This is a genomic window from Neobacillus oceani (assembly GCF_046237595.1).
Taxonomy (GTDB): Bacteria; Bacillota; Bacilli; order Bacillales; family Cytobacillaceae; genus Bacillus_D; species Bacillus_D oceani.
Map to the genome: position 1 here is coordinate 3838248 of NZ_CP143543.1, position 13717 is coordinate 3851964.

Annotated in this window: 12 protein-coding genes and 2 pseudogenes; 1 reads left to right on the forward strand and 13 read right to left on the reverse strand. The window is 42.5% G+C overall.

All coding sequences use genetic code 11. The features are described 5' to 3' along the window. Positions 1–103: 103 nt before the first annotated feature. The 9 genes from hxlB to V1499_RS19515 all read right to left on the reverse strand — a co-directional run bounded on the left by hxlB (position 104) and on the right by V1499_RS19515 (position 8930). Positions 104–643 carry a 6-phospho-3-hexuloisomerase gene (gene hxlB / locus V1499_RS19475; RefSeq protein WP_409271802.1) on the reverse strand — a complete coding sequence of 180 codons (540 nt, stop codon included), beginning with the start codon at positions 641–643 and terminating at the stop codon, positions 104–106. Beyond that, positions 640–1263 carry an orotidine 5'-phosphate decarboxylase / HUMPS family protein gene (locus V1499_RS19480; protein ID WP_409271804.1) on the reverse strand — a complete coding sequence of 208 codons (624 nt, stop codon included), beginning with the start codon at positions 1261–1263 and terminating at the stop codon, positions 640–642. The genes hxlB and V1499_RS19480 overlap by 4 nt, the downstream gene beginning before the upstream one ends. Beyond that, positions 1260–2204: a sugar kinase gene (locus V1499_RS19485; RefSeq protein WP_409271805.1), complete on the reverse strand. Its 945-nt coding sequence runs from the start codon at positions 2202–2204 to the stop codon at positions 1260–1262. The genes V1499_RS19480 and V1499_RS19485 overlap by 4 nt, the downstream gene beginning before the upstream one ends. Before the next feature lie 5 nt (positions 2205–2209). Next, entirely contained in the window at positions 2210–2863 is a 654-nt protein-coding gene (locus V1499_RS19490; RefSeq protein WP_409271807.1) for a hypothetical protein, read from the reverse strand. Continuing rightward, a complete protein-coding gene (locus V1499_RS19495; protein WP_409271809.1) occupies positions 2860–4992 on the reverse strand; it encodes a hydantoinase/oxoprolinase family protein in 2133 nt (710 codons plus the stop codon). The genes V1499_RS19490 and V1499_RS19495 overlap by 4 nt, the downstream gene beginning before the upstream one ends. A gap of 132 nt (positions 4993–5124) precedes the next feature. Further along, positions 5125–6408, reverse strand: coding sequence for a citrate transporter (locus V1499_RS19500; RefSeq protein ID WP_409271811.1), 1284 nt, complete (start codon positions 6406–6408; stop codon positions 5125–5127). A gap of 87 nt (positions 6409–6495) precedes the next feature. Next, on the reverse strand, positions 6496–7230 hold the full coding sequence (locus V1499_RS19505; RefSeq protein WP_409271812.1) for a sugar phosphate isomerase/epimerase family protein: 735 nt from the start codon (positions 7228–7230) through the stop codon (positions 6496–6498). A 12-nt stretch (positions 7231–7242) separates the two neighbouring features. Beyond that, the gene (locus V1499_RS19510; RefSeq protein ID WP_409271814.1) at positions 7243–7863 is read right to left on the reverse strand and encodes a bifunctional 4-hydroxy-2-oxoglutarate aldolase/2-dehydro-3-deoxy-phosphogluconate aldolase; all 621 of its coding nucleotides are present in this window, start codon (positions 7861–7863) and stop codon (positions 7243–7245) included. Then, positions 7860–8930 (reverse strand): LacI family DNA-binding transcriptional regulator, encoded by a 1071-nt coding sequence (locus V1499_RS19515; protein WP_409271815.1) that lies wholly within the window; start codon positions 8928–8930, stop codon positions 7860–7862. The genes V1499_RS19510 and V1499_RS19515 overlap by 4 nt, the downstream gene beginning before the upstream one ends. 652 nt (positions 8931–9582) lie before the next feature. Between V1499_RS19515 and V1499_RS19520 the strand changes: the two genes are divergently transcribed. Further along, the gene (locus V1499_RS19520; RefSeq protein ID WP_409276343.1) at positions 9583–10065 is read left to right on the forward strand and encodes a nucleoside deaminase; all 483 of its coding nucleotides are present in this window, start codon (positions 9583–9585) and stop codon (positions 10063–10065) included. A gap of 93 nt (positions 10066–10158) precedes the next feature. Here V1499_RS19520 and V1499_RS19525 read toward each other — a convergent pair whose 3' ends face one another. The 4 genes and pseudogenes from V1499_RS19525 to V1499_RS19540 all read right to left on the reverse strand — a co-directional run bounded on the left by V1499_RS19525 (position 10159) and on the right by V1499_RS19540 (position 13677). Beyond that, positions 10159–10821, reverse strand: coding sequence for a hypothetical protein (locus tag V1499_RS19525; protein WP_409271817.1), 663 nt, complete (start codon positions 10819–10821; stop codon positions 10159–10161). Between the two features lie 246 nt (positions 10822–11067). Then, positions 11068–11166: pseudogene (locus tag V1499_RS19530) on the reverse strand (dihydrofolate reductase); the annotation flags it as partial. 98 nt (positions 11167–11264) lie between these two features. After that, positions 11265–12421 (reverse strand): annotated as a pseudogene (gene tnpB / locus V1499_RS19535) (IS200/IS605 family element RNA-guided endonuclease TnpB). A gap of 326 nt (positions 12422–12747) precedes the next feature. Continuing rightward, positions 12748–13677, reverse strand: a complete 930-nt coding sequence (locus V1499_RS19540) for a nucleoside hydrolase (RefSeq protein WP_409271819.1) — start codon at positions 13675–13677, stop codon at positions 12748–12750. Positions 13678–13717: the final 40 nt, after the last annotated feature.

The window sequence follows — 13717 nt, forward strand, 5'->3', positions numbered from 1 at the left end:
AAATCAACCACAAGGTTTAATTTGAAGAGAGGGTTAAAAAGGTTATAAATAAAAAACTCCTCTCAATTGCACATTAGCAATGAAAGGAGCTCTTTTTTTGCAATTACCAATGCTTCCGTGTAGCTGTATCATTGGATACGCCATCACGTTTACTCAAATATAAGCACAATCCATCCAGAACGATGTGAACACTTTGGTCGAACAAAGAACTTAACAATTGAATCGATGTTCTGTTATCGCCCAGGTCTCCTCGTACGGTACCAGGCACTAATACAGACACATCCGCACTGCCAGCCAGCTCGGATTCCAAATTACTCGTAAACGCCAGGACACTTGCTCCTTTTTCCTTTGCTTTTTTCGCATCGGATACGACATTCGCACTTTTGCCAGAGCCGGAAACCGCAACGACTACATCATTTTCTTTAATAGCTGGAGTGATTGTTTCACCGACTACATATACTTCATAACCCAAATGCATGAGCCTCATCGCAAATCCTTTTGCCATAAGCCCCGAGCGGCCTTCACCCACCACAAAGACTCTTCTTTCCTTTGTAATATACGCCGCGGCATCTGCCAATGATTGCTCATCCACTTTCGAAACGACTTCATTTATTTCTTTTAAAATCGCATCAAGCAGGTTCATTCTTCTCCCCCCACTAACGATTTAAACAGTTTCGCTGATTCAGGAATACTAGCCGATTTCGTTATACTGCTGCCGACAATTGCTATTTCAAAATTGGCCTTCTTCATTTCAGCCATATTCTCAGGTTTGATTCCCCCCGCTACAGCCAATCTTGGAAAATCATGAATCTGCGCCAACGTACTTTCGATTAAGGCCTGTAATCCTGTGCTTTTATCGGACGGAAGATGCACACAAAGGATTCCATCTGTAAACTGTTTCAGTTCCAGTTGCTTTTCAGGTGACGTTTCAAGCAAGTCAATCATATAATCCTTCTGGTATTTTTGCGCGACCTTCTGGCAGATTCTGATTGTTTCCAATGAAGCAGCGCCGAGAACGGTGGCAATATCGGCCCCAGCCCGATAAATCGCTTCAAATTCATATTCAGCTTCATCCACTGTTTTGATATCGGCCAAAATGACCTTGTCCGGAAATTTCTGCCTGATTCGCTTCACAGATTCTAGGCCAAAATCCTTAATTAGCGAAGTGCCGATTTCAATAATATCAATATATTGTTCGGCCTCACAAATGATTTCAATCGCTTTTTCAATCGATACCCGATCCACAGCTAGTTGAAGTTTCATTTTTGATGGCTCGCAATAAAGTGGTCTAATTCTTCCCTTGTTGGCAGGCCTTCATTATCGCTTACAAATGTGACCTGAATTGCACCAATCGCATTCGCGCGGGTAATTATATCCTGAATCGACAGCCCCTCCAATTTACCCGTAATCACTCCTACAGCAAAACCGTCTCCGGCACCGACTGTGTCGATCACTTTTTCGACTTTAAAGCCTTCCTGGTAAAAGCTTTCGGATTCAGTTCTGACGTAAGCACCTTTGCTTCCAAGCTTGACGATGACCTCTTTGACGCCAAGATCCTGATAGAAATCAGCAATTTTTTCAGGGTCATCCGTTCCTGTCAAAATCAATCCTTCCGAAACGCCCGGCAAAATCAAATCGGCTTTAGCAGCAATTTCATTGATAACTTTAATCATGACCTCTTCGCTTTCCCATAAGCTTGGACGAAGATTCGGGTCAAAGGTAATGGTGATGCCACGTTCTTTTGCCCGATCGATAAAACGGAAAGTTGCTTCACGGCAGCTTAATGATAAAGCCGGCGGAATCCCAGTTACATGAACTAAATCAACGTCTTCTAAGTTGATTTGATCAATATCAGCGGCGCTCATATGTGAAAAAGCTGATCCCTTGCGATAATAGGCGACTACAGGATCCCCTTCGGAAACCTTACTCTTTAATTGAGTGGCTGTTTTATAAATAGGATCAAAGGTCAAGAACTCAGTCCCGATCCCTTCCCGATTTAAAAAGTTTTTTATATAAAGTGCCATTGGATCTTGCCCAAGCTTTGTTACATAGGATACTTCATGCCCTAACCGGGCAAGGCCTGTACAAACATTCACCTCTGCACCGGCCAATGATCTTCTGAATAACTCGACTTCCTCGAGCGGACCCTCTGTTTCCGCTGTAAACATCGCCATTGGCTCACCAAATAACAATACTTTACTCATTTAGATTAACTCCTTGTGATCGTTGTAATTTCATTGAATAATTGATCCGCTTTCCCTTCATGAAGAGGAAATAACATTAACACATCAAAAACGAATGGGTTAAAGTCAAGCTCCAAGAGGTCTTTTGCAAACTGCATCGCGGCAATCTCACTAAGGGCGGACAATCGGGATTTATAGTGAAATTTCCCGAGTTTCCAAAGGGTTAATTTCGTGTTGTTTGTGAAAATATCAGCATCGTGCTCTTCAATAAAATGAAACAATTCATGGGCGATTAAAAGCTCCTCGACGTCAACATCATTAAGCACGGACCTAAGCTGATGTTCATGGATCAATTTATTGACATGTTCAATATTATCTTTAAATAACGTAATGCTGTCCGGACTGTTATAACAAGCAAACATTATATAATTTTCAGTGCCATATGAATCTTCCAACCTTACTTTTGTGTTCATCCTGGCGGCTATTTCTTTAACGGAATGAACGGGATAGTTTTGCCTTACCTGAACAGCTTTTTGTTTGCCGCATTCAATGGCCTTTTCAATCAGTTCCTGTTTTTCGTGATCCGCCACTTTACGGTTGAGAGGGTCTCTGCTGAACGCATATTGACCCCACTCTTGATCCGTTATGTTTGTCAAAACGTTCACTTTTTCAGCGATCATAGATCATTTTTTGCTCCGACGATAATGATTTCTTCATGCGGCTCCATCGTTCCTAATTCTGTATCAACGACCATGTATAGCTGCTCTTTATCGAGCATGCCGGTGTAATCCAAGACTTTCCCGCCAATACATAGATAAATATCCGGGCTTAATTTAATATCGCTCTTGAAGATGGCTAACGTTTCCCACATTTGGCCGATCACTTCTTGTGCTTGTGCGACTGTGCACTTTTCAGCGATTGCGTCCCCGCGTTGTACTTTAATGAAGCCTTTTTTGTCGATGATTCTGACTTGCTTCGCCCCTTCTTTCTTTCCTTTGGCGGAGAAGACATAGATGACATCGCTCCTCGTAATCAATTCCGCTTCCCCAATCGGAACGCCCATTGATTTGGCAGCGATTTCTTTCGCTTCCTCTTCGCTTAAGGCCATTAACAAATCTGTTGCTTGAACTTCCGAAGACCCCATTGCAATCGCCGTGACTTTATTCGTCTGCGAATCAATTTCGATTTGAACCTCGACAGAATCAGGGACGGCTCCGTTGGCGATCGCCATGCTTGCCGCTTCTTTCTTCAGATCTGCAATATCTTTTTTCGTCGGTGATGGGATAACCCGTTCAACGACGTCGCGAATCATCGCCAGGGCAACACCTATAGAGGAAATAACTTCTGCATTTTCCGGGATGCTGTACTCCAGCTCCATATTTTTCGCGGTAAATGGCAGCAGTGATGCGCATCCTCCCCCAACGCCGACGAGGGAAATTTGGTCTTTTTCGAGCTTATATTTTTCCGCGAAATCTTCAATAACCGGCTTAATTTTTTCATACGATTTTTGTAAAATCTCCGCTGCTACTTCTTCGACCGTCTTATTCATATATTTCGCCAGCGGCTCCATCGCTTTTCGGGCAGCCTCAGGGTTTCCGTATGCATAATGTTCAGGGTTTACGTATCCTAATACGTTCGCCGCGCAGCTATTTGTAATCGTAATTTTGTTGCCGTTTTTCAATTTAATATAGACATAATCAGCAGGGTCGCCCTCTTTTGGAGAGAAGAACTCAACTTGCGGGTCGACAATTTCTTCAATCGGCGTAAAGACGGCATAAGGCATCCCGCCAATATGGGCACTTCTTGGCCCCACGTCAACAATGCCTTCTTTGGATGCGCGGACCATACTTCCTCCGGCTACCCCCAATACGCGGACGTCGAGGGAGCTAATATACGTTGGATGGCCGCCAACGATGGAATAGTCAACAGCCGGGCGTCCATTTTTGATAACGCCGATGTTCGTACTCGTTCCGCCTACCTCGAAATAAATTCCGTTTGATGCCCTTAAATACATCAAGGCGCCAACAACACTGGCAGCAGGGCCTGACAGCATCGTTAGGACGGGACGCTTTCTCATTTCGTCGATTCCCATAACTCCGCCGTCGCCGCGCATGATCATCAATGGCACTTGAATCCCGGCTTGGCGAACACTGCCTTCTGTACTGTTTGCTGTTTCCAGCATTTTTGGCAAAATGCTCGCATTAATGGTCGCTGTTCTCGTTCTTCGAGTCAGCCCGTACAGTTTACTGATTTCAGAGGCAACCGATACAGGAATGCCATGCTCATCGGCAAGTTTTTGAATTTCCTTTTCCTCGGTCAAATCATCGACCCCGAATGCCTTGGAAGCAACAAAAACCCCTGCGCCCTCATCTTTTAATTCTCTTATTGTATTTTTTATTGTTTCCTGGTTTATTTGTTTTTGTTTCATATAGCGATGGTGTGTCTTAATGATTCGGCCAGTTCCTAAATCAATATCATCAATTTTCGTTTGTTTTTTTGCCAGCCAGCCACCAATGCCGCCACTTCCGATTCCTATTACCCCAACCTCGGCAACGTCACCCTCTAACAGTGCGTTTGTTGCTTGTGTCGTACTGTGAGCAATAAAAATAACGTCTTCAGGATGAATATTGTTTTTTGTTAAACACAATTTAAACGCTTCAATAACACCTGCTGCCACCCCACTTGGATGATCATGGGTGGTCTTGACGGAACCTTTGCCGATGATTTCATGTGTTGCATTATCAATTGCGACTGCTTTTGTATGAGTTCCCCCAACGTCGATCCCGACGCGAATAGCTCGTTTGGCCATGATGACTCCTCCATTTCAAAACGTTATCACTTTGCCGAAATCGGCTGCTCCCTCACCAGGAACAACCGATTTCTGGCTGTGATTTTCGCAAAAATTGTCCAGTGGTAATCACCGGTCTCCTTCATCCTTTTCTTATCCGAACATCAAATAGGCAATGGCAATGTTAATGATCGATACACCCCATGCCCACGGTACACCTGAAAGCAAGAAGCTTTTTGTATCTGTTTTCGTATAGTTAATGGACCATAGGTTCCAGGATTGAGTAGGACATGCTGAAATATTCATTGAAATTGTTGGGATATACATTAATGGGAATAAGAATGCCAATGGGAAGTCGCCTACTCCTGTTAAAATCCCGATCGTCGCAGCACCGGCACCAAATACGGTTAATGGGCCACGGAATAAACCAAGCGGCGCAATGACCATAAATAGAAGGGCAACCGTTAATGTGCTCGTTGGCATGACTCCGCCCAAAATACTTTCAAAGAATGGTGAAACCGCCCCTGATACTTTGTTGAACATTGGAAGAATGAACAAGAAACCAAGTAGTCCAGCAACGTCAACTACACCATCATAGAAGGTTTTAGAAATAACCTTTTCAGCATCTTTGTAAGATCTAATTTTGCCAGTAACAAATAGCGCGAATAAAGCGGCTACAATGAAAGCCGGGATTGGCTGCCAGTTAAATCCGATCGCAAGGACAACCGGTATTAATGGCGTGATAAGAGCGATTCCTGGTACATGTTGATTATCACTGCTAGATGCTGTTGCAGCCCAGGCACGGCTAGGTTTTGTTTTGCGAAGTCTGACCGACAACATGAGAATAACAACAAGCAATTGAACAGCCATCGCTGTAAAACCAAATTTCAAATAGTTTCCGTCGTATGGGAAATCTGTAAAGATCGCTTGCATTTGCTTAAATAACACGATGTTGACATACATACCTGAACCGACTGACATGATATAGGAAGAAACAGCCAGAGATTTCGGTACACCTAGTGATAATAGAATTGGAAGAACAATAACCCCAATCGCGACAACGGCGCCTGCACCAAACGTACTTGTAAAAATTAAACCAGTCACGACCGACAATAGGACGGTTGTAATGAGCGGCTTGTCCCCGCCGAGTTCAACAGTCATACGGATAATCTTCGATGCGACACCCGTTCTTACTAACACTTGGCCAAACCAGCTACCAAACACAACGACAACTGCGGTCGGCCCCCAACTTTCAGGCCCGCCCTGGAAAATCTGCGTCATTGTTTGTTCCCAAGTAAGTTCTCCGCCAATCATGCCAAGCGTTGACCAAATAACAGCCATAATCAAGAAACCGATCATGAGGTTTCCGCCTCTAACTGCATAAACGATAAATCCGATAAACGTCAGCAATAATATGATACCGATCGTTAATGCCATTACGTTTTCCCCCTAGTTAATTATTTCAAAATGAATACTTAAATTTTCTAGTTAAAATGCCGTAACAGATTTTTTGAGAATCACCTCCTACACGTTTAGTAGTTTTTGAATCTCGGAAACTAACACGTCTTTTTTCGAAATCGGATACTCTATGGCAGCCGGTATTTCTTTTGGTAAAATCCCGATGATTCTTTTCCAATCGACTAGCCCGTCGTTCAACAGCCTTGTATTTTTCTCTTGATCGATATCCTTTATGTGAATGTAAGTGACAAACGGCTGAAGTAGTTTGGCGTTTTCAACCGGGTCTTCCCCTTGGAACAGCCAATTTCCGATATCGAACGTAAAGGTAATGGGTCCGCCAAGTTTTTTCACCTCGGTCAGGAAATCCAAGATTTTTTGTGATCTTCCATTGCTTTCCGTTTGATCATTTTCGACGGTGAGTTTGACGCTGTATCGCTCAGTCAATCTAGTAATCGCTTTTAAATCCGCTTCAGAAACTTGGCCGTACTCGCCAATATTTAGTTTGATAGCGGAGGCATTCATGTCGTAAGCTTCCTTGCAATACAGTTCCAGTGTTTCAACGTTTAGTTGCTGATTGTCATAAAGCACCTCGGGTATGGAATAAAAGACATTCATTCCATATTGTTCTGATTTCGTTTTAATATCCTTCAGTTCTTGGCGGTCTTTAATAAACTCTCTTCTAACTTCAATATTTTTTAATCCGAGTTCATGAACCCAGTCGAGCATTTCGCTTTGAGGTAGGCCAGCTTTTAAATCTTCAAGATAGACAAGTGTATTAATGGCGATTTGATCCTTTTTCAATTCTTCACACTCCTACTGTAATGCGTGTAATATCTTTTCACATCTTTGCTTCAAAACATCCAGATTGCCGGTATGAATTCCTTTGGTTAAGTACCCGCCTAATCCGACTGCAAAGGCACCACTTGCAAACCAGTCTTTAATATTCGTATCATCGACTCCCCCGGTCGGCATCATTTCAATGAATGGCATTGGTGCTTTAATCCCTTTGATCATCTTCATCGAAACACATTCACCAGGGAACAATTTCACCACATCGCTTCCTGCCAGATAGGCATGATAAGCCTCGGTGGGAGTAGCAGCTCCTAGTGAGCAAAAAATTTGATGCTCTTTGCAATAGGCGCCGACTTCTTCAACAACACATGGAGAAACAACAAAATCTGCTCCGTTTGTGACAGCTAATTCTGCTTGTTCCTTCGTTAATACCGTTCCTGCTCCAATGACGGCTTCCGGAAGCTCCGATTTCAGCGTTCGGATGAGTTCTTCTGCTTTCGGAAGGCTGAAGGTAATTTCCAAAGTGGTAATTCCCGATTGTACGATCGTTTTACAGATTTCTTTGGCCTCATCCAAATCATTTCCTCGAATAACCGCGATGATTTTTCCTTGCAGCTGTGCCTTGACTTCTTGTTTATTCATTTATGATCAGCCTCCTTTAATAGCTCAGGATTTGTAGATCCCCGTTTCACAAGCTTAGCCGGCAACTCTATATATTGTGGTCCGAAGTCGCCTTGTTCTTTAATGCGCTCGATTAATAGCTTGGCGGATTGAACGCCGCACTCATAGGATTCCTGGGTCAGGGTTGTAATTCCAGGTGGGATCAAGGACGCCCAACCCCAGTCATCGAAGCCGCATATTCCCATTTGCGGGGAGATTTCAATATTCAGTCGCTTCATACCATGGAGAACCTTTAGTAACGTCACACCGTTAACGGTAAAAATCGCAGCGGGCTCACCGTTTGAAACGCTTACAAATTCTTTTAAACTATCATCTATATTTTGCGGATCATCAATGTCGATAACATAGGTAGTCAAATTCCCATCCTGATTAAAATACTTTTTCATCGCGTCATTAAACCCTTCATGGCGTTTGTAACGGCTACTAATAACCGTCATATCCTGAGTAAAAAACGCTACCCGTTTGTAGCCCTGTTCGTATAAATATTTCACCAATCCATAGGTTGCATCGTAATTATTCGTCGCTACCGTATCCAGCATATTGGGAGCGCTTAAACTACGGTCGGCCAGGACAATGTTGATTCCCTCATCTTTTAGTGATAAAAGATAGTCATCATTTTTGCCGGTGGTGTTAATAATTAAGCCGTCCACTTTGTTATCCAATAATGATTCAATGCTTTCTTTCTCATATTCCGGATCGTTGCCAATGTTTGCGAATAATACGTTGTAACCTAATTGGTTACAATAATCACTGATGCCTTTTAAAACAATCGATGAAAACGGGCTTCCAATATCGGCAATAATGCAGCCAATGACATCGGAATTCTTCGCTTTCAAGCTTCTTGCCAGATTACTTGGACGATATCCCAATTGGTTGATGACGTTTGCAAGTAATTCCTTTGTTTCTTCGGACATGTATTCATATTTACCATTTAAATATCTAGATACCGTTGTTTTGGAAACGTTTGCTTTTTTCGCTACATCATTGATGGTTACACGGATTTTATCCCCTTGGGCTTTATGCCTCATATAATCAATCACTTCCTTTACTAAAATGATGTTTACCGATTTAGTTAACCGGTTTACAAAAAGACAGTGCTTTTTAAATTCACTCCACAGTTGAAAGGCGGGCGGAAATGAATATATGTAACTACGAATATAGCTAGCTGATTTTTTAGAAACCGGTTCACAAAAAACTTAAAAAAAATATTTATTCGATTGAAGATAAGACGAAGAAGTAAAGTCGAGTAAAAATTGACATATGCGACTGATAAAGGTCCATTGATGAGTTGTTTAGAAACCGGTTTACAAGATTGCTAAAAAAAATAATATTCAATTTTGTTATCGCTTTCAATCAAATTATATACCTATAATTTTAGAATAGTCAATAAAGGTTTATTATAAAATTAAAGACACTTCTGAATTCCTCTTTTAATACTTCTTCATGCATTTCGATTTTTACATAAAAAGGATGTTCCTATTACTTTTTTATAGAAATAAAACCGGCGTGGCGTACCTCTACCCCACCAGCAGGAGTAGGTAGGGTTTGTTTGACGCTTACGTTGAAAATGCTATAGTTGATATAGAATTTAGATTGACTTTTAAGGGAGACCAGTCTTCCGAAAACTGGTCATGTATCAAAAAGATGAAAAATATAAAAAAGGACGAGGAGTATCCAATTATGATAAGCGAATCAGATTTGAAGCACCTGCGACGTTGTATTGAATTAGCAAAAACTGCACTGGAAAAAGGTGACGAGCCATTTGGTTCAGTCCTTGTCTCAGCGAATGGAGAAGTGCTTGTAGAAGACCATAACCATGTTGCCGGTGGTGACCATACCCAACACCCGGAGTTTGCTTTGGCGCGTTGGGCAGCCGCAAACATGACACCTGAAGAAAGAAGCAAGGCGACTGTATATACCTCTGGCGAACATTGCCCTATGTGCGCAGCGGCCCACGGTTGGGTTGGTTTAGGCCGGATCGTTTATGCAAGTTCGTCCGAACAGCTGGTACAATGGTTGAGTGAAATGGGAGTTGCTCACTCGCGTGTACGGAATCTTTCTATTCAAGATGTTATTCGCGATACCCTAATAGATGGCCCTGTTCCTGAACTAGCAGAGCAAGTTCATCAGCTCCATCGCCAGTTTTACGAAAAGAGACGTTGAACAAACCTCTCTTTTTTTAAAGGACATTGCGTTTTTAAAATACTCAACAAAAAAGTGCGTTAATCCTACCTGGATCAACGCACTTTTCAATGATTAATTCTTATTTGCTATGGCTAGTTTTTCTTTCGATGGAGTTTCATATTTTATTGGTTCATTTTTACCAACAATTAACCCGCCGCCAACTCCATAAACACCATAATCACCAGCGGTATATGTATAGACTCGATAAACTTCACCTGGTTCCAAGTAGCGAACAAGTATTTTCTTTCCTTCTTCATTAACCTTCAATAAGGCAGGGGATCCATCCATAACTATTAATCTCCCAATTTGCCCAGGCTTTAGTTCAGCATTATCCCACATTACTGTGGATGACGATGTTTCCGAACTTGATGAAGGCTTGTTTTCCTTTGCGAGTTTTTCTTTTGATGGAGTTTCGTATTTTAGATAACCAGGAGTAGTGCCGGGTTCTTGCGCCACATATAGGCCGCCGCTTAAACCATAGAGAGGGATATTACGATTAACTTTAGTTGTATAGACTCGGTATACTTCGCCAGGGTTAAGATGACGGACAGGAGAAAGATATGAGTTTTTCTCCAACTTAAACAACATAGCTCCTTTGATTATAGTAACTCTCCCAATTTGACCTGGCTTTAGTTCCGCACCGTCCCACCATACCTTTGAAGTTGAAGCCTCTGCGGTTGCGTTGAATGGAGAAACGAAGCATAGTAACATAAATACCATTAAAATCTTCTTCATGCTGCCACCCTTTTTCCTAATTTTAATAATATTTCAATATAATCGTAGCACGCAGAAGGTGGGATTGCCATTTAAAACCTTTGTTAAAATACGCCAAATACTTCTCTTTAGGGTAAATGAGTTTACCTCATTTTTTAAATAATACAACCGTTTATTCGTTACTAATATGATAGCAAAGTTGCACGACGCCAGAGGAAAAACTTCTTGAATGAATCAGTTTTAGATTCATTCGCTGCTCAATGTCAATAAAATAGTATTAATTTGATTTAGGAAATCAGTGGATTTCATTTCTGAATTGATGATACACCAGTCCACTTCGCCATTTTTCCCTTCTTTGAACCTCACATCACTGAAGTGACGTAATTCCTACGCTGTGGCTCCTTTTGGTAGCGAACCAGGTAAGTAGGCTATCCCCGGCAGTCCCTGCGGTTCCTGTGGTTTATTTATACCGACAGAAGCCGTTGGGCTTCGTGCAGTATATTTAAGCTGGCATTGTGGTCACGGTCATGGTGAGTGCCACAATTGGGGCAGTCCCATTCCCGTATTTGTAGGTTCTTGACAGCCTTATGCTGAAAGCCACAGTCCGAACAGATCTGCGAAGACGCAAACCACGGGCTGATCGCAATCACTTGTTTGCCGTACCACTTGGCTTTGTATTCCAGCATTCGGCGGAACTCTGACCAAGAGACCTCCTGGATGCTCTTGGCTAACTTACGATTCTTCACCATATTGGCGACGTGCAACTCCTCGATGGCAATGAGGTCGTGGTTTTTGACCAATGCCGTCGAGTGTTTATGCAAAAAGTCCGTTCGGGCATTCGTAATTTTTTCATGGATGCGGGCCACTATGCATTTTTGTTTGTGCCAATTCGAAGAACCCTCTACCCTGCGTGAGAGAGTGCGTTGTTCTTTTATTAAATTCGCTTCCATTTTCTTCAGAAAATGGGGATTGGGAATCGGGTCTCCTTGGGTGAGAAACGCAAATTCTTTGATGCCCATGTCGATGCCAACAGCTTTGTGCGTTTTCGGTAATTCTTGAATGTCCACTTCCGCCAAGATGGAAATAAAAAATTTCCCGCTTGAATTTATGCGAATCGTCGTATTCAAAATACGCCCTTCCACCTCACGGCTTTTGGCAAAGCGAACCCAACCTAACTTGGGCAGTTTGACTTGGTTGCCGTCAATGGCAATATTGCCATTGATGTATTTGGTGGTGTAGCTTTGCACAGGGTTTTTCTTGCTTTTGAATTGAGGAGATTTATTTTGCTTTTTGTAATAGCGGTCATACGCATCCCCAAGGTTCTCCACTGACTTTTGGAGGGCAATGCTATCCACCTCTTTTAAAAAGGGATACTGCTTTTTAATGTAGGCAGAGCCTTGATGGTGTCATATTTTTTAAAATACGTGCCTTTCCAATTATTTTGAGGCAGTTGACCATTTTGAACCATTGCCTCAACGATGTTCCAATAGGCATCAAGGTCTTTCTGTTTGCCCAGGAAATGGTTAAAGACCAAACGGCTGCAGCCGATGGTTTTGGCAATCAGAATTTTTTGTTCTTTGTTTGGATACAAACGAAAACGAAAGGCTTTGTGCTGATTCAAAAGGGTCACCTCCTATGGAATATTATACCTTTATTATAGCACATACGTTCGGTTTTGGATATTAAAAAGAGGTTCGATTCATCTCATGGCTAAAGCCACAAGTTCTCGAACCCAGTTTTTCGTACAGCGTTGTCACGAATCATTGCCTTTCGTGACAACGGAGCCAGTTTTTCGCACATGGTTGTCACGAATCCAAGCTATCCCCTACAACAAGCCCTGATTTTTTCCGTACAATTGCCACGAATTCTAGCAGTCACGTTCACCGAAGCCGTTTTCGAAACAGCAAACAGCAAACAGGAACAAATGGATGACCAACCACCCTGCCTTTAGTATTTTTTCAACGCGTCAATCATGAGTTTCCAGAAGCCTTCCACATCCAGCTCGAGTCCGAACTTTGCATTCACTTCTCTGCCGGTGACTCCATGGAGGTCAACCAGCATCGTGCCTGCTGTGAACTCGCCTTTCGTTTCCACTGCGATATTTACATCCTTCATCGTAAATAACTCCGGTGCGACCAAGTAGGCAACAGTTAAGACATCGTGTACAGGCGCGCCATCGAAATCGAACATCTCTTTATACGTCGAAGCAAAGAACACTAACAGTTCTCCGACAATTTTGGCAACGTTGTTATCAATATTATTAACTTCATGAATTACTTCTTTAGTTGCCAAGGCCTGGTGAGTAATATCCAGTCCCATTACCGCGATTGGAAGACCACTATCGAATACTTTTTTAGCCGCTTCCGGATCGGCCCAAATATTGAATTCAGCCGTTGGTGTCCAGTTCCCGAACGTCCCTCCGCCCATAAGAACAATTTCTTCGATATTATTTTTAATTTCCGGTGCTTTCGCTAGAGCCAATGCAACATTTGTTAATGGCCCTGTTGGTAAAATCGTAACAGGCTCGTTTGACTCTTTTACTAGTCTAATAATGGTGTCGGCGCCATGTTCATCACTCCAGCTGCGTGATGGTTCAGGGAGCTCCGGACCATCCAGACCTGAATCCCCATGAATGCCAGGTGCTGTTTCGCGGACACGAATCAAAGGATCGCTTGCACCTTTTGAAACTACGACATCTGTCAATGAAACCAAGTCACAAATTTTCAAAGCATTATCGGTTGTTTTTTCAATCTCGGCATTCCCTGAAACCGTTGTGATTCCCAGAATCTCCAATTCCGGCCGTGCGGCAGCTAAAATAATTGCTATTGCATCATCATGTCCTGGATCGCAATCCAAAATAATTTTTCTTTTATCCACTTCATTCACCCCGATTAATAAATTTCATTCCTCTGTTAAC

Bases quoted from the DNA above. Each gene is read 5' to 3' on its own strand.
- V1499_RS19480 (WP_409271804.1), bottom strand. From the start codon at position 1,263: ATGAAACTTCAACTAGCTGTGGATCGGGTATCGATTGAAAAAGCGATT.
- V1499_RS19515 (WP_409271815.1), bottom strand. From the start codon at position 8,930: ATGAGGCATAAAGCCCAAGGGGATAAAATCCGTGTAACCATCAATGAT.
- V1499_RS19520 (WP_409276343.1), top strand. From the start codon at position 9,583: ATGATAAGCGAATCAGATTTGAAGCACCTGCGACGTTGTATTGAATTA.
- V1499_RS19485 (WP_409271805.1), bottom strand. From the start codon at position 2,204: ATGAGTAAAGTATTGTTATTTGGTGAGCCAATGGCGATGTTTACAGCG.
- V1499_RS19525 (WP_409271817.1), bottom strand. From the start codon at position 10,821: ATGAAGAAGATTTTAATGGTATTTATGTTACTATGCTTCGTTTCTCCA.
- V1499_RS19510 (WP_409271814.1), bottom strand. From the start codon at position 7,863: ATGAATAAACAAGAAGTCAAGGCACAGCTGCAAGGAAAAATCATCGCG.
- V1499_RS19500 (WP_409271811.1), bottom strand. From the start codon at position 6,408: ATGGCATTAACGATCGGTATCATATTATTGCTGACGTTTATCGGATTT.
- V1499_RS19495 (WP_409271809.1), bottom strand. From the start codon at position 4,992: ATGGCCAAACGAGCTATTCGCGTCGGGATCGACGTTGGGGGAACTCAT.
- V1499_RS19490 (WP_409271807.1), bottom strand. From the start codon at position 2,863: ATGATCGCTGAAAAAGTGAACGTTTTGACAAACATAACGGATCAAGAG.
- hxlB (WP_409271802.1), bottom strand. From the start codon at position 643: ATGAACCTGCTTGATGCGATTTTAAAAGAAATAAATGAAGTCGTTTCG.